The organism is uncultured Reyranella sp. (genome assembly GCF_945957355.1).
In the GTDB taxonomy this organism is placed as follows: Bacteria; Pseudomonadota; Alphaproteobacteria; order Reyranellales; family Reyranellaceae; genus Reyranella.
In genome coordinates this window covers 251,124-266,893 of record NZ_CAMFKM010000003.1, presented here as the reverse complement: position 1 = coordinate 266,893, position 15,770 = coordinate 251,124, and the positions used below count along the sequence as shown (strand labels likewise).

The following is a 15,770-nucleotide window of genomic DNA, read 5'->3' as shown; positions in this document are numbered from 1 at the left end:
ATGCGCGCCGGCATCGTCCTTGCTCTCCTCGCCCTGTGCATGGCCGCTTCCATGCTGGCCGGCAGCATCATCGGCCCCTACCAGATCCCACCCGGCGACGTAATGAAGGCCCTCTTCGCGCGGTTTACCGGCGCGCCGGCCGCGGCGCCCATCGACACGATCCTGTTCCAGATTCGCCTGCCGCGGGTGCTGGCCGCCGCGCTCGTCGGCGGGGCGCTGGCGGCGGCCGGCGCGAGCTACCAGACCCTGTTTCGCAATCCCCTCGTCTCGCCCGACATATTGGGCGTCTCGGCCGGCGCCGGGCTGGGCGCCGTGCTCGGCATCCTGCTGTCGTTGCCGGTCATCGCCATCCAGGGGTTGGGCTTCGTCACCAGCCTTGTCACCGTCGTCATCGTCTACGCACTGGCGCGTGCGCTGCGCAGCCAGAACGAGGTGCTCGTCCTGGTGCTGGCCGGCATCGTGGTCGGTGCGCTGGCCGGCGCCGGCATCTCGCTGGTGAAGATCCTGTCCGATCCCTACAACCAGCTCCCCGCAATCACCTTCTGGCTGCTGGGCAGCCTGTCGGGGATCAAGGTCTCCGATGTCTGGAACGTAGCGCCGTTGGTGGTCGCGGGCCTCGTGCCGCTTGTGTTGTTGCGCTGGCGGATCGGCGTCCTGTCGCTGGGTGACGACGAAGCCCGCGCGCTCGGGGTCAATGTCTTGTTCATCCGAGGTATCGTCATCGCGGCGGCGACCCTCGTCACGGCCGCCGCAGTTTCCGTATCGGGCGTAGTCGGCTGGGTCGGCCTGATGATCCCGCACATGGTCCGCCCCCTGGTCGGGCCGCGCTACGACCGCGTCCTGCCGGCCGCGATACTGATGGGCGCCGCCTTCCTCGTGCTGGTCGATACGCTCGCACGCTCCGCCGCGCGCATCGAAATCCCGCTCGGCCTGCTCACCGCCCTGATCGGTGCACCGATCTTCGTCTGGCTGCTGGCGCGCGGCCGCCGCGTGTGGAGCTGACGTTGATCGAGGCCCGCGGTCTCGCGATCGGTTACGGCATGACCCAGGTCGCCACCGGCATCGATCTGGCCGTTGTCCCGGGCGAGATCCTCTGCCTGCTGGGTCCGAACGGCGCCGGCAAGACGACCTTGTTCAAGACCCTGCTTGGTCTCATTCCCGCCCTGAAGGGAACGGTTTCCATGGGCGGCAAACCCGTCGATGAGCTGTCGCGCGCCGCCCTCGCCCGTTCCGTCGCGTACGTGCCGCAGGGACAGGTGATGGAATTCGCCTACACCGTCCTCGATCTGGTGCTGATGGGCCGCACCGCGCATCTCGGCCCGTTCGCGGCGCCCGGCGCGGCCGATCACGACCGCGCACGCTACGCGCTCGACTCGCTCGGCATCCTCGATCTCAGTGAGCGCGAGGCCAATCGCATTTCCGGCGGCCAGCGCCAACTCTGCCTGATTGCACGCGCCATCGCGCAAGATGCGCCGATGATGGTGATGGACGAGCCGACCGCCAGCCTCGATCTCGGCAACCGCTTCCTCGTGCTGGATCGGATACAGGCGTTGCGTGACCGCGGCTTCGGCGTCGTCTTCTCGACCCACGATCCCGACCAGGCCCGCGAACTGGCAACCCGCATCGCCATCATCGCCGACGGTCGCCTCGCCGCCTACGGCACGCCCGATGAGACGCTGACCGCTGCGACACTATCGGAGGTCTATGGCGTCCCGGTTGCTCTCGAACGGACCAATACCGGCCGCACCGTCATTGCACCGGTCAGACCAGCCTCCTACTGAAAACGGCGCCCGCGGGGGCGCCGTTCCGGCTCAAGAACTCCCGATGAAGGGCCCTCTCAAGCAGCGTAGCGGCTTTCGGTGAGCGCGGGCCACAGCTCGTCCTTGCCGGCCTTGGCGAAGGACTGGCCGATCTGTTCACCCCAGAAGCTTTCGCTGCCGAAGTCGCGCCGCCACACCCAGAGCCTGCGCGTGTAATGGTGCAGGATGTGCTCGTGGGTGAAGCCCATCGCGCCCATCGACTGGTGCGAGATGGCGGCGATGCGGTGCGCGAAGTCCGAGCACTGCGTCTTGGCGGCGGCGATCGAGAAGCTGCCACCATTCTCCAGCCCGCCCTCGTCGGCGTCGCGCGATGCCGCCTCGGCGGAGGCGATGGTCGCAGCGACATAGCTCGCCAGTTCGGCCAGCATGTGCTGGATCGCCTGGAAGGTCGAGATCGGTCGGCCGAACTGGACGCGCTGCTTGCAGTATTCCGTTGCGGTCACCAGCACCTTGTCGGCCGCGCCCGCCATCTGCATGGCGCGGGCGAGTGCGGCGAGCTCGAGCGCACGGTCAGCGCTGACCGGGGACGGCGCCGAATATTCCGGCGTGGCGCCGTCGAAGGTCACGGTGCCATAGGGCTCGCCGGCATGGCTCGGCGCATCCTCGATCTTGACCGCGTCGCGCGGCACGACCACCAGGGTCGACTTGCCGCCGGCCGTGACGACCGAGACGAAACGCTCGGCGACACCAGCGAAAGGTACGCGCGCGACCTTGCCACTGACCCTGCCGCCCTGGAGCGACAGTTCGCCCAACGCCACGGTCGACGGGCCCGTAGCGGGCTTGCCGCCCGCGGCGGAGACGAGAAGGTTGGCAAGCGCAGTCTCGGCGACCGGCACCGGCACAGCATGCTCGCCGGCCACGCGCAGCAGCGCCATCAGGTCGGCCAGCGTGCCGCCCACGCCTTCCTGTTCCTCGGGCACCGCGATCAGCGGCAGGCCCATCTCCTCGATCTCCTTCCAGAGATCGCCGGGCCACAGGCCCTTCTCGACGCCGTTCACGACGTCCTTGCCGGCGCGCTCGGCGAAGAAGCGGCTGGCGGTTTCCAGCAGCATGTCACGGGTATCGCGATCCATGATCTTTCTCCTTCAGCGCAGACCGAGGCCGCGGGCGACGATGCCGCGCAGGACCTGGGTGGTGCCACCCTGGATGGTGTAGCTCGGCGCCATCATCGAGGCGTATTGGGCGATGTCGAGGAAGTCGGCGAGATCGTCCTCGGTGGTGGCATCGGATTCGGCCAGCGTGCGCGCGATCTCCGGCAGGTCCTGCTGGTAGATGGTGCCAAGATCCTTCACCAGCGACGCCTCGATGGCGGGCGACTTGCCGCCCTGCATCATACCGGCGACGGCGGTCGACATCTGCCGCAGCGTCCACAGGCGCGCAATCAGGCGGCCCAGGATGGCGCTGGCGCGCTTGGCCGGCTGACGACCCAGCACGCGCACCAGTTCGCGCAGCACGTAGAAGTTCTGCATGAAGCGCTCAGGGCCCGAACGCTCGAACGCGAGTTCGCTGGTGACCTGCAGCCAGCCGTCGCCCTCGTTGCCGATCAGGCAATCCTCGGGGATGAAGGCGTCGGAGAAGGTCACCTCGTTCCAGTCGTGGCGACCGGCAAGGTTGATGATCGGGCGGATGGTGACGCCCGGTGTCTTGAGGTCGACCAGCAGCTGGCTCAGACCCTTGTGGCGATCGCCGTGCTGGCCGGACGTGCGCACCAGCGTAATGCAGTAGTGGTTGCGATGAGCGCCGGAGGTCCAGACCTTGGTGCCGTTGACGCGGAAGCCGCCGGGCACCGGCTCGGCGCGCGTGCGCACGGAAGCGAGGTCGGAACCCGAGTCCGGCTCGCTCATGCCGATGCTGAAGTAGCACTCGCCGCGCGTGATGCGCGGCAGGATCGCCTGACGCTGCTCTTCGGTGCCGAACTTCAGCAGCAGCGGGCCCGACTGGCGATCGGCAACCCAGTGCGAACCGGCAGGCGCGCTGTTGCCGAGCAGTTCCTCGGTCACGACGAAACGGTCCAGGAAGGAGCGCTCGCCGCCGCCGTACTTCTTCGGCCAGGTGACGCCGAGCCAGCCCCTGGCGCCCAGTGCCTTGCTGAACTCGGGCGACGCCGTGTTCCAGCTCGCGAAGCGATCCTCCGATTTGATCTTGGGCAGCGTTTCCTTGAGGAACGCGCGGACCTCGCCGCGCAGGGCCTCGGCCTCGGCCGGCAGATGGAAGGGCGGGAATTCGAGCTTGGGAATGGACATCATCATCTCGACGGTTGGATGCCTCTTCTCTGTCGGCTAATCCTGTGCCGCGCAACCCGTGAGTTTCGAGGGTCGAATGCCCCGCCGCATGCCACGCCTGCCGCCGCTCTTGGCGGAATTCGACGATGACGAACGCGACGCCGTCCTGGCGGCCAACCGCGCCTTCTATCGTGCCTTCAACGATCGCGACGCCGCGGCGATGGACCAGATCTGGGCGCAGACCGGCTCGGTGATCTGCCTGCATCCGGGTCAGCCGGCCCTCCACGACCGCGCCGAGATCATGGCGAGCTGGCGCGCCATCATGAAGCATCCGGAGGCACCGCGCGTGCGCTGTACCGAGGAATGGGTGGTCGGCCGGCCGGGCCTCGCCCTCGTGATCTGCCGCGAGGTGCTGCCCGACGGCCAACTCATGGCCAGCAACCTCTATGTGCGCGCGAGCGATGGTTGGCACATGGCGAGCCACCATTCGGGCCCGGTGCCACCGGTTCCGACCGGGCGCGCGACACAAGCCGCCTCACCTGCCCCGGCGCGCGACCGGCGCAAACTGCACTAGCGGGAGATGGGCCCTTCGGCGCGCAGCAGAGGCTTCAGCCGGCTATAGGGAATGTCGACCGTATAGGGCCCGGCCGAATAGGGCCCGACCTCGTACTGGTTGAAATAGATCTGCAGCCTGTCGGCCTGCCAGCAGAAATGGCCGCTCGTGTTGACCGTCTTGGTGAGCTTGTTGGGTTGCAGCGCGTCCTCGAAGCCGGGATTGTCGACGAACTGCTTTTTGAGATCGGCGCCGACGATCGCGACGACCTCCTTCAGCCAGGGTGTGCCCGGCGCGAACGCGCCCTCGGGGTCCACGGTCTTGCCGGTACGCAGGTCGACCAGGGTGCAGCTCGTGCTGCCGTAACCGTGGGCACCGCCGGTGAAGGCCCAGAAGGTCAGCGCCACCGTGATGACGTTGGGGTCGGGTCGATAGAGCGAATAGCCCTGCTCTGCCTGCCATTCCTGTTCGCGATCGACGCCGGCATCCGCCGTCGGCGTCGTCTCGCGCGCTGCCTTCGCCGCCGCGTCCGCGAAGGAACGGTTGATGGCCGTGAAATCCGCCGTGTTGCCGGCGAACTTCGGATAGCGGAGGTCGATCCCGTACGTCACCTTGCCGACCTTCCCGGCCTTCTCGATCGACTGTTCCTCTACGAAGGGATAAGGACCCGCGGCTGATGCCTTGAGGTCGGCAATGCGGGTTTCATAGCGCGTCTTGAGGCAGCGCTGGAGAACGTCTGGATCGTCGTTGGGCATGCAGGCACGGTTCCGGCCGACGATCCAGCGGACCTGGCTCTTCTCCAGGCTTTCCTTGGCCGGCCCGGTGAGCTTGGCCAGAAGCGCCGTATAAAGGCTCGACAGTTCGCGATCGGCTTTTGCCAAGGCAGGATCCTTGCAGACCGCGCGCTCCGCGCTGTTGGATGCCTTGCCACAATCGAAGCTCGGCCCACTCTGCGCGAGAGCCGCGACTGGGGAAAGCGCCACCAGGGCTGCGACGACAAGAGCCCTCATACCCGCCTCCATTGCTTCAGCCGGCGCACGGCCTCCTCCATCTCGGCGGTCGACCCTGCGAAGGAAATGCGCAACGTACCGGCGCCGCGGGCACGGTCGAAGTCGACGCCAGGCGTGGTCGCCACACCGGCTTCGCGCAGCATGCGGCTGCAGAAATCACGACTGTCGTTGCTGAGGTGCGAGACGTCGGCGTAGATGTAGAAAGCGCCCTGCGCCGGTGTCAGCCGGTCGAGCCCCGCCTCCGGCAGCCCGGCCATGAGCAGGTCGCGGTTGGTGCGGTAGCGCTTCACATGGCCGTCGAGTTCCTCGCGGCAGTCGAAGGCGGCAAGAGCAGCGTGCTGGCTGAGCGTCGGCACGGAGATGAAGAAGTTCTGCGTCAGCCGCTCGATCGATCGCACCATGTCGGACGGCACGACCAGCCAGCCGACCCGCCAGCCGGTCATCGAGAAATACTTGGAGAAACTGTTCACAACGATCGCCGTGTCGGACACCTCGACCGCCGAGTGGGTCTCTCCCTCGTAGACGATGCCGTGATAGATCTCGTCGGAAATCAGCCGCACGCCATTGGCATTGCACCAGTCCGCAAGCGCTTTCAGTTCGCTGCGCGTGACCATGGTGCCGGTCGGGTTTGACGGGCTGGCCACGATCAGCCCGTCGAGCGGACCGGCTTTCTCCAGCGCCGCGACCGTGGGCTGGAATCGATCGGCCGCCGAGGTCGGCAGGTCGACGGCCTCGAGATTCAGTGCCGCCAGGATGTTGCGATAGGCGGGGTAGCCCGGCGCCGCCAGCGCCACCCGGTCGCCGGCGTCGAAACTCGCGAGGAAGGCCAGCGGAAAGCCGCCGGAGGAGCCGGTCGTCACGATGATCCGCTCCGGCGAAACGTCAGCGCCGTAGGTCTCGCGATAGTGACGGGCGATGCGTTCGCGCAGCGCCGGCATCCCCAGCGCCGCGACATAACCGATCCTGTCCGTGTCGAGGGCCGCGTGCGCGGCCTCGAGGGCCGCCTTCGGGGCCGGCGTGCTGGGCTGCCCGACCTCGAGATGAATGACCACGTCGCCCGCCGCTTCCTTCTCGGCGGCGGCGGCCATCACATCCATGACGATGAAGGGGTCGACGCCGGCCGAGCGGCGCGAAAGCTTGCCCGACATGTCGCTCTCTACTGGGCGATCGTCGAGAGGCCAGCGCCGGCTGGATCCGCCGCGGTCCGGCACGCTTCGGGCTTGCCGCGCAGGCCCGAGGGGCAGGCAATGGCGTTCACGAAGCCGCCCTGTGCCCGGCGATTGGCGATAACGGTGGCCAGGTTCCGGTCATTTTCGATGACCTCGCGCGCCACGTAACCGACGGCTTGGGCGGCCGTGGGCGCGCCGCCGCCCGCACCGGCGAAGGTGAACTCGCCATTGCCGGGATTGGCGATGATCATCGGGCTGACCGAAGCCGCCTCGGGATTGGGCGAGCCGAGCATGATACCGCTGCCGGGGACCACGACGCGGGCCCCGAAAAGCTGCCCCATCGAGACCGCACAGGCCGCCGCACCGCCCTTGCCGTCGACGGCGGCGAACCCCGCAAAGCCACCGGAATCCACGGCGGAGCCGCCGGCCGGCTGCTGACCGTTCCAGCCCGCGAGGACCGCTGAACCGGCCGCCGGTGACGGCGCGACATAGACGCGGCTGCGATAGTGGCTGACCGACAGCGGCGCCGAGGCGATCGGCACCGCCGCGCGCAATGCATCGACGGGAAGACTGCCGCCGGCCTGGGATACCTGTTCGGAAAAGGTGCGTGCGAGCGCGCCCTGGAAGAACTCCGCCCCGCCGCGTTGGCGAATGCCGCCCAGCACCGCGGCGAGTTCGGGCTGGGTGAGAAGCGCACCCTCCGAGACGTTGCCGAAGATCCGGCGCGCCTCGGCGTCCGCACCGAGCAGCGCACCACCTGCCTGCAGATCGTGGGCCAGCGCACGCGACACCTGGAATCCGAAGCGGGCCAGACGCTCGGCCGGCGACACTGTCTGCTCCCAGCGCAGCTGGCCGTGGCGGACATGCATCAGGGTAATGGCGCGCACGCCCGTCGGCACAGAGAAGGGCGTGCCCTTGACCGCGCCGGGCGCCGCGACCGGCGGGAACACGAAAGCTTCCGCCTTCTTCGTCTTGTCATTGTGTACGACGCAGGCACCGGATGCGCCCAGCGACGCCGCCGACGGCAACGTCACAGAGAGTGCAAAATACATGGCGACGGCGGCGTCGGTGGCGTTTCCACCGGCTTCCAGAATCTCGCGCCCGACCTCGGCCGCCCGGCCTTCCTCGGCCGTGGTCGCCGCAAAGCTGCTGCCCTTGGTGATCGGCGAGAAGGTTCTCTTGTTTTGCGTCAGGCCCGCGGGATTGGCGGCATTGTCGGCACGGTCCCGCTCACGGTCCGTCTCACTAAAGCCACAACCGCCCAGCAAGAGAACGCCGACGAGGACCGCGTTGCGCAATTGACGCGGCCGACGACCGTTCCTAGCCTGCCTGAGCCCCGTGCTGACCTTGTTCAAACGCATCACCACCCTCTTATGTCTGACGCTCTTCGCGCTGGCACCGTTTCGTGCCGCGACGGCTCAGCAAGGTCAACGCCTCAATCTGATCCGTGACGCCGAGATCGAGAGTACGATCCGCACCTTCACGATCCCGATCTGGAAGGCGGCGGGTCTCGACCCCAACGGCGTCGAAATCATGCTCGTCCAGGATGGCTCGCTCAACGCCTTCGTGGCGGGCGGCCAGCGCATCTTCATCAATACCGGCCTGATCATGCGGACCGAGAGGCCCAACCAGCTGATCGGCGTGATGGCCCATGAAAGCGGGCACATCGCGGGCGGCCACCTCGCCCGCATGCAGGAGGAACTGCGCAGCCTCTCCACCTTGCAGATCCTGGAGACCATCCTGGCCGGCGGCGCCATGGCGGGGGGAATTGCGGGCGGCGCCGGTGCCGGGACCGGCGGCGGCCATGGCGGCGGCACCGGGCGACCGATGGCCCCCGGCTCGCTGATGTCGTTCCTAAAGTACACGCAAACCCAGGAAAGCGCGGCCGACCAAGCGGCGATCTCCTACCTGCAGCGCACCGGCCAGTCGCCCAAGGGCACGGTCGAGTTCCTTCGCTACCTGCAGCGCGAGGAGAAGCTCGCGATCAATCGCCGCGACCCCTATCTCACCACCCATCCCCTGACTCCGGAACGCATTTCCGCCTTCGAGCAGGCCGCGGCGAACTCGCCCTACGCCAACACGCCGGATACGCAGCAATTCCTGATCCTCCACCAGCGCATGGTGGCGAAGCTCTATGGGTTCATCGCTCCCGATGCGGCGCTGCAGCGCTACGCCGAAGCCGACCGGTCGCTGCCGGCGCGCTATGCCCGCGCCATCGCGCTCTATCGCAAAGGGGCGCTCGGCTCGGCCCTGCTGACGATCGACGGATTGCTGAAAGAGTATCCCAACGATCCATACTTCCACGAAGTGCGGGCCCAGATGCTCTACGAGAACGGCCGCGCCGCCGAATCCATTCCGTCATACCGCCGCGCCGTGCAGCTCGCGCCTTCGGCGGCGATCCTGAAGATCGACCTCGCGCGGTCCCTGCTCGACGTCAGCAATCCCGACAATATCCGGGAGGCGATGCGCAATCTCGATCTGGCGTCGCAGCAGGAGTCCGGAAACTTCGAACTTTGGCGCCTGATGGCGTCGGGCTACTCCCAGCTCGGCAATCAGGGTATGACCTCCCTCGCCCGCGCCGAGATGGCGGCGCTCCGCGGCCAGCGTTCCGAAGCCCAGGCCCATGCCGAAGCAGCGTCGCGCCAGCTCACCGCCGGGACTCCGGCCTGGCAGCGGGCGCAGGATCTCAAGGCCTATATCAACAGCCGGCCCCGAAAGTAGCCGGCTCTGGAGAACACACGATATGCGTTCCATTCTGTTGGCTTTCATGGCTGGCCTGGTCATCGTCGGCGCCGTCGCCGCGATCCGCACGAGCCCGTCCCGCGTTGCCGCGGTGCCTGCAGCACCCAGCGCTCCGCCCCCGGCCGCCAGCGCTTCCGTCCCATCCGATCTCGGCAACAGCATCCGGGCCTATCTGATGGCCAATCCGGAAGTCCTGGTCGATGCCATGCAGGAGCTCGAGCGCAAGCAGGATTCGCAGCGCGATGCCGTGGCGGTGAAGGCGATCGGCCAGAACGAGGCCGAGCTGTTCCGTGATCCCGACAGCCCCATTAGCGGCAATCCTGCGGGCGACGTCACCATCGTCGAGTTCAACGACTACCAGTGCCCCTACTGCAAGCGCGCATACCAGGCGGTGAAGTCGGTCACCGGCGCCGACGGCAAGGTGAAGATCATCTACAAGGACCTGCCGATCCTCGGCGAGCCGTCGCGCATCGCCGCTCTCGCCGCCCTCGCCTCGATCAAGCAGGGCAAGCACCAGGCGCTGCACAACGCGCTGATGGAGTTCAACGGCAAGCTCGACCGCGAGAAGATCCTGCAGACCGCCGTGTCGGTTGGCATCGACGTGGCGCAGCTCGAGAAGGACATGGAAGATCCCAAGCTGAAGCAGATCATCGACCGCAACATGGCGCTCGCCGCGGCGCTCGGCGTGCGCGGCACGCCAGCCTTCGTCATCGGCAAGCAGTTCGTGCCGGGCGCGGTCGACGCCGAGTCCCTGAAGGCCCTGATCGCCGACGCCCGCAAGAGCTAGCGCGACACCGTCGCGGTGAGGCCGAGGGCGTTTACGAGGTCGGCGCCCGGCTTCAGGAGGTAGTCGAGCTTTTCCAGGCCCAGCGCCGGTTGCGGCGCGGCCTCGACGGTGAGCGTGCCGCCCTGCTCGACGAAGCGGGCGACCGCATCGAGCAGCTTCGACATATCCTGAGTGATCAGCACGCCAGGGGGTTGATAGCGCCGGATTTCGGCTGCCAGAGCCGCGCGCTCCGCCGCCACCGGCTGACCGCTGAGCCGCGCCTTCGCCTGCAGGCTGCGCTGAAGGAGGCTCCTGTCGGCAACCACCAAGCTGGCCGAGGCCAGCGCCGCCTTGGTCCCCAGCAGGCCAAGGATGTCGGCTTCGTCGACCGATCGCCAGAACTCGTCGTCCGTGTCGATGATCCGCGCTGCCAGAGAGATATCGATCAGGTCCGGACCGTCCAGCTTGCAGTCCTCGACCTTCAGCGCGTGGCGGGCGCGATCCTCGATGGTGCTGCAGTCGAAGCCCAGCCGCACCTCCTTCAGGTTCATCGACTGCAGGACCATGCGCATGCCGAGCGCCTCGACGCTGCGCAGCGACGGCGCCAGCACGAACCCCTCGATGCGCATGCGCGACCGGCTGACGTCGCCGCTTTCGCGCTTCGTCTCGGTCGAAACGCTGCCCAGCGACAGACCGTAGCGCGTCAGGAGATCGCCGCCAAAACCCGACAGCCGCCCCTCGGCCACGGGAACCCGGCCGATCGGCATTCCAGGCTCCCAGTCGAGTGACGAGGCCAGGGCAATCGGTCGGCGCAGGTCGATGCCCCGTGCCCGGGTGTCGGCAACCGTGACTCCGGCCACACGCGCGCCTGCCGGCTTGACCTGCAAGTCCGTGATCTTGAGCGAGTCGATCAGTCCCCGCACGTACCCCGTCATGGAGAGCCGGCCCATGCTCTGGGTCATCAGCTCCAAAGACGTGTAGGTGAAATCGCTCTGCTCCAGGCGATCCACCGAGAGCGCCCCCAGCAGGCGGGCCACCATCACCTCGTTGCGAAACGGCCCGTCATAGTTCGAATCGTAGCGTGGCAGGTCGATATTGGTGCCGATCAGCTCTCCGATGGTCCAGGAATTGCCGGCGTCCGGCTCGGCCAATCGGAAGTTACGCAGGTGAAGACGCGCCACGTGCAGGGGATCGCCCCAGTTCAGGCCGCGGAACGGCAGGCGTCCCTTCAGCAGTTCGTCCAGCGGCCAGGCAAGCCCGGATGCCTGCCATTCGTCGATCTTGAGTTCGCCGTTCGGTCCACCGGCCACGCCGCGCAACTCGATGCTGCGGTCAAGCAGGCGCACCTTCACCGTTTCGACCTGAACGCCATTCTGCGCGAGTCCGGCCTTGAGACGGGAAGCGGCCACGCCCTCGGCAAACGGGATTGCTGCAGCGCCGATCCCGATCAGGGCGATGACGGCGCCGAGAGCGATGACGGATTTCCTCACGGTTCGGCATCCGGCTGCTTCGAGGGCTGGGCAGCATCGAAGGCGGGATGCTTCATGCAGGCGTCATAGATGCGCTGGATGGTCGGATAGCGCCTCATGTCGACCTTGAAGCGCGTTGCGTTGAAGACCTGCGGCACCAGGCACATGTCAGCCATCGTAGGATGGTCGCCATGGCTGAACACGCCGGCGCTCCCTTGGTCCAGGGTCGCCTCGTAGGCATCGAAACCTGTCTCGATCCAGTGTCGCGACCAGGCGAACGCGCTCTCCTCCGTCTGGTCGAATTTGTGCCTGAGGTAGGCCATGACGCGGAGATTCTGGATCGGGTGGATGTCCGCACTGACGATCAGCGACAAGGCCCGCACCCTCGCCCGGCCGACCGCATCCCTCGGCAGCAGCGGAGGCTCGGGATGCGTCTCCTCAAGATACTCCAGGATGGCCAGCGACTGAGTCAGCACCGTCCCGTCGTCGAGGACGAGCGACGGCACGAGCTTCTGCGGATTGAGCGCCGCGTAGTCGTCCGAAAACTGCTCGCCCTTCCGCAGGTGCCGCGACGCGTGCTCCACCGAGATGCCCTTCAGGTTGAGCGCGATGCGCACGCGATACGCCGCCGAGGACCGAAAATAGCCGATGAGCTTCATGACCGCCTCCGCGGCCACTCTAGCACGGCTCAGGCGGGCGGCGTGTAGCGCACGACCTTCTGGTCGATGGCCCCGAAGATCGACTTGCCGGCACGGTCGAACATCTCGATGCGGATGTGATCGCCGAAACTCATGAACGGAGTCACCGGCTTGCCGCCCTCGAGCGTCTCGCGCACACGCCGCTCGGCAATGCAGGAGCAGCCGACGGCCGGATCGCGATTCGCCACCGTTCCGGAGCCGACGATGGTGCCGGCCTCGAGGTGCCGTGTGCGCGCGGCGTGCGCAATCAGCTGGCCGAAGTCGAAGGTCAGGTCCGTGGCGGCATTGGGATGCCCGAATTCCTTGCCGTTCAGGGTGGAGATCAGCGGCCGGTCGAGCCGCGCCCCGTTCCAGTCGTCGCCCAGCTCTTCAGGCGTCACGGCAACGGGCGCGAAGGCCGTCGCGGGCTTGCCATGGAAGAAGCCGAAGCCCTTGGCCAGCTCGCCCACGATGACGTTGCGCAGCGACACGTCGTTCAGGATCGTCACCAGCTTGATGTGCTTTCGGGCGGCCTCCGGCGAGATACCCATCGGTACGTCGTCGACCATTACGCCGATCTCCCCCTCGAAATCGATGCCCCAGGCCTCGTCCGCCATCTCGATCTCGTCATTGGGACCGATGAAGGAGTCCGAACCGCCCTGGTACATCAGCGGATCGGTCCAGAAGGACGGCGGCATCTCCACACCGCGCGCCTTGCGCACCAGCTCGACGTGCACGACATAGGCCGAGCCGTCGGCCCACTGGTAGGCGCGCGGCAGGGGCGCCGCCAGCGCGGTCGTGTCGAGCTCGAACGAGCCGACCGCCTTGTCGTCCTCGAGCTGCTCGGCCAGCGCCCGCAGCTTCGGCGCGGCGGTGGCCCAGTCGTCGAGCGCCTTCTGCATCGTTGGTGCGACGGTCGTGGCCCGGACGCCGCGCGTCAGGTCGCGATTCACGACGATCAGCGTGCCGTCGCGGCCGCCTTCCTTGAGCGATCCCAGCTTCATTGTGGCGCCTTCCCTATTCCGCAGCCTGCTTCATGTCCTGCGGCCGCCAGGACTTCACGTACCCTTCGAACTCGACACCGGCCGGCATCTCCGCGACATCGATCGCATCGCGCGTATCGATCATCACCGCGACCTCGTCGGTCTCGGTCTTGCCGCCCTTGGTGGCAGCGTTGAAAGCCTTGGGATGCGGGCCGTGCGTAAAGCCGGTGGGATGCACCGTCATCATGCCCGGGTGGATGTTGTCACGGCTGAAGAAGCTGCCCTTGTGATAGAAGATCACTTCCTCGAAATCGTCGTTGTTGTGGAAGAACGGCAGGCGCAACGCCTCCGGATCGCTCTCCAGCGGGCGTGGCACGAAGGTGCAGACGACGAAGCGGCTGGTGGCCCAGGTCGTGTGCGCCGAGGGCGGCAGATGCACGCGGTGGCTCATCAGCGGCCGCAGGTCGCGCCAGTTGATGCGGACGACGCTGAGATCGCCGTGCCAGCCCACCGCGTCGAGCGGATTGAAGGGATAGGTCACGGTCGAGAGCGCATTGCGCCGCTTCACCGAGACTTTCCAGGTGCGCTCGTCCTGCTGGGCGCGGAAGGCCTCGTCGATGCGCGGCGTGTCGAGCATCGCCGGATCAAAGATGGCGTGGTGGCCAACCAGGCCCTTCTCCGGCAATGTGAAATGATCGTTGGTCGCCTCGATCATCAGCGCAACGGTGGGCTTCACGGGCTCCAGGCGCCACATCGTGCCCCGCGGGATGACGAGATAGTCGCCCTCGACATAGTCGAGATGCCCGTAGTCGCAGAAGAGCGCGCCGTTGCCCTCGTGGACGAACAGCAGCTGATCGCCGTCGCTGTTGCGAACCAGCTCCCGCATCGGCTCGTCCAGCCGCCAGAAGCGCATCTGCATATGGCTGTTGGCCATGACCAGATCGGCTTCCCAGGGATTGGTCCGGGGCGTCGCCAGCTTGTTGAGGTCGAGCGCGCGCGGGCGGATCGGGCCGTCGAATTCGACCCAATCGGTCGGCTTGTGCTTGTGGTGGAACTGCGCGGAGGGCCCGAAGAATCCTTCCTTGCTGATCTCGCGCTCGTAGGTGCCCTCAGGCAAGCGCACATGGGCCTGGCGCGAGGCGATGCCCTCTACCTGGCGCAACGGAATCCAGTTCTTGGCCATGGTTCCCTCCGTCGTTTTTTCGATTCGCTGGTTTCGTTCGTTTCGTTTGTCTAGGCCTTCAACACACCGCGACGGATCTGGTCGAGTTCGATGGATTCGAACAGCGCGCGGAAATTGCCCTCGCCGAAACCTTCATTGCCACGGCGCTGTATGATCTCGAAGAAGATCGGGCCGATCACCGTCTGGGTGAAGATCTGCAGCAGCAGCCCGCCGCCCTTGGTCGGCGCGCCGTCGATCAGGATGCGGTCGGCCGCGAGCCGCGCCAGATCCTCGCCATGCCCCGGCAGTCGCTCGTCGACCTGCTCGTAGTAGGTGTCGGGCACGGTCTGGAAGGGTACGCCCTTCCCTTTCAGCGTCTCGACCGTCTCGTAGATGTCGCCGGTGCCCAGCGCGATATGCTGGATGCCCTCGCCGTGATAGGCGGAGAGATATTCCTGGATCTGTGACTTGTCGTCGGTGCTCTCGTTGATCGGGATGCGGATCTTGCCGCACGGGCTGGTCATCGCCTTCGACTTGAGGCCGGTGAGCTTGCCCTCGATGTCGAAGTAGCGGATCTCGCGGAAATTGAAGAGCCGCTCGTAGAAGTCGGCCCATTCGGCCATGCGGCCGCGATGCACGTTGTGGGTGAGGTGGTCGATGTAGGTGAGGCCCACGCCCTGGGGATTGCGGTCGACGCCCGGCAGGTACTCGAAATCGACATCGTAGATCGAGCCGCGGTCGCCATAGCGGTCCACAAGATAGAGCAGCGAATCGCCGATGCCCTTGATGGCCGGGATGTTGAGCTCCATCGGCCCGACCTTGCCCTCGACGCCCCAGGCGCCCAGCGACAGCGCCCGCTTGTACGCGGCGCCGGCGTTCTTCACGCGGAACGCGATGGCACAGACGCTGGGTCCGTGTACGCGCGCAAAGCCCTGGGCGAAGCTCTCCTTCTCGGCGTTGATGATGAAGTTCACGCCGCCCTGTCGATAGAGCGAGACGTCCTTGGAGCGATGCCTGGCCACCTTGGTGAAGCCCATGCTCTCGAACAGGGCGCCGAGCGCCGCGGGATCGGGGGCAGTGTATTCGACGAACTCGAACCCGTCCGTGCCCATCGGGTTCACGTCGTCGATCTCCAGGACCTTGGCGTCGCCGACACTTGCCATGTTTGACCTCCCGGCTGAATTAGTTTCAAATGTA

Annotated in this window: 15 protein-coding genes; 5 read left to right on the top strand and 10 right to left on the bottom strand. The window is 66.7% G+C overall.

Annotated features, from left to right (window positions below):
* Both Q0Q48_RS06945 and Q0Q48_RS06940 read left to right on the top strand, forming a co-directional pair.
* Complete coding sequence (locus Q0Q48_RS06945) at positions 1-1,002, top strand: iron ABC transporter permease (RefSeq protein WP_295135950.1); 1,002 nt, start codon at positions 1-3, stop codon at positions 1,000-1,002.
* Positions 1,003-1,004: 2 nt separating this feature from the next.
* Positions 1,005-1,781, top strand: coding sequence for an ABC transporter ATP-binding protein (locus tag Q0Q48_RS06940; protein ID WP_366915271.1), 777 nt, complete (start codon positions 1,005-1,007; stop codon positions 1,779-1,781).
* Positions 1,782-1,837: 56 nt separating this feature from the next.
* On the opposite strand, the gene Q0Q48_RS06935 is transcribed toward Q0Q48_RS06940, so the two are convergent.
* Together Q0Q48_RS06935 and Q0Q48_RS06930 are read right to left on the bottom strand one after the other, a co-directional pair.
* A complete protein-coding gene (locus Q0Q48_RS06935) occupies positions 1,838-2,893 on the bottom strand; it encodes an acyl-CoA dehydrogenase family protein (RefSeq protein WP_295135947.1) in 1,056 nt (351 codons plus the stop codon).
* 12 nt (positions 2,894-2,905) lie between these two features.
* Positions 2,906-4,063, bottom strand: coding sequence for an acyl-CoA dehydrogenase family protein (locus Q0Q48_RS06930; protein WP_295135944.1), 1,158 nt, complete (start codon positions 4,061-4,063; stop codon positions 2,906-2,908).
* Positions 4,064-4,139: 76 nt separating this feature from the next.
* On the opposite strand from Q0Q48_RS06930, the gene Q0Q48_RS06925 reads away from it, so the two are divergent.
* The gene (locus Q0Q48_RS06925) at positions 4,140-4,616 is read left to right on the top strand and encodes a nuclear transport factor 2 family protein (protein WP_295135943.1); all 477 of its coding nucleotides are present in this window, start codon (positions 4,140-4,142) and stop codon (positions 4,614-4,616) included.
* Here the strand turns inward: Q0Q48_RS06925 and Q0Q48_RS06920 are convergent.
* From Q0Q48_RS06920 to Q0Q48_RS06910, 3 genes are read right to left on the bottom strand one after another with little or no spacing between them, the layout of a single operon-like run.
* Positions 4,613-5,605, bottom strand: coding sequence for a DUF3298 domain-containing protein (locus Q0Q48_RS06920; protein ID WP_295135941.1), 993 nt, complete (start codon positions 5,603-5,605; stop codon positions 4,613-4,615). The genes Q0Q48_RS06925 and Q0Q48_RS06920 overlap by 4 nt on opposite strands.
* Complete coding sequence (locus Q0Q48_RS06915) at positions 5,602-6,753, bottom strand: pyridoxal phosphate-dependent aminotransferase (protein WP_295135938.1); 1,152 nt, start codon at positions 6,751-6,753, stop codon at positions 5,602-5,604. Before Q0Q48_RS06915 ends, Q0Q48_RS06920 begins: the two co-directional genes overlap by 4 nt.
* 8 nt (positions 6,754-6,761) lie before the next feature.
* A complete protein-coding gene (locus tag Q0Q48_RS06910) occupies positions 6,762-8,135 on the bottom strand; it encodes a gamma-glutamyltransferase (RefSeq protein WP_295135935.1) in 1,374 nt (457 codons plus the stop codon).
* Here Q0Q48_RS06910 and Q0Q48_RS06905 point away from each other — a divergent pair.
* Entirely contained in the window at positions 8,113-9,495 is a 1,383-nt protein-coding gene (locus Q0Q48_RS06905) for a M48 family metalloprotease (RefSeq protein ID WP_295135931.1), read from the top strand. The genes Q0Q48_RS06910 and Q0Q48_RS06905 overlap by 23 nt on opposite strands.
* Before the next feature lie 46 nt (positions 9,496-9,541).
* Complete coding sequence (locus Q0Q48_RS06900; RefSeq protein WP_295135928.1) at positions 9,542-10,303, top strand: DsbA family protein; 762 nt, start codon at positions 9,542-9,544, stop codon at positions 10,301-10,303.
* On the opposite strand, the gene Q0Q48_RS06895 is transcribed toward Q0Q48_RS06900, so the two are convergent.
* The 5 genes from Q0Q48_RS06895 to hppD are packed head-to-tail and all read right to left on the bottom strand — an operon-like array spanning position 10,300 to position 15,736.
* Positions 10,300-11,772 (bottom strand): hypothetical protein, encoded by a 1,473-nt coding sequence (locus Q0Q48_RS06895; RefSeq protein WP_295135926.1) that lies wholly within the window; start codon positions 11,770-11,772, stop codon positions 10,300-10,302. The genes Q0Q48_RS06900 and Q0Q48_RS06895 overlap by 4 nt on opposite strands.
* Positions 11,769-12,410 (bottom strand): maleylacetoacetate isomerase, encoded by a 642-nt coding sequence (gene maiA, locus Q0Q48_RS06890; protein WP_295135924.1) that lies wholly within the window; start codon positions 12,408-12,410, stop codon positions 11,769-11,771. The genes Q0Q48_RS06895 and maiA overlap by 4 nt, the downstream gene beginning before the upstream one ends.
* A gap of 29 nt (positions 12,411-12,439) precedes the next feature.
* A complete protein-coding gene (locus Q0Q48_RS06885; protein WP_295135921.1) occupies positions 12,440-13,432 on the bottom strand; it encodes a fumarylacetoacetate hydrolase family protein in 993 nt (330 codons plus the stop codon).
* A 13-nt stretch (positions 13,433-13,445) separates the two neighbouring features.
* On the bottom strand, positions 13,446-14,594 hold the full coding sequence (locus Q0Q48_RS06880) for a homogentisate 1,2-dioxygenase (RefSeq protein ID WP_295135918.1): 1,149 nt from the start codon (positions 14,592-14,594) through the stop codon (positions 13,446-13,448).
* 50 nt (positions 14,595-14,644) lie between these two features.
* Positions 14,645-15,736, bottom strand: a complete 1,092-nt coding sequence (gene hppD / locus Q0Q48_RS06875) for a 4-hydroxyphenylpyruvate dioxygenase (RefSeq protein WP_295135915.1) — start codon at positions 15,734-15,736, stop codon at positions 14,645-14,647.
* Positions 15,737-15,770: the final 34 nt, after the last annotated feature.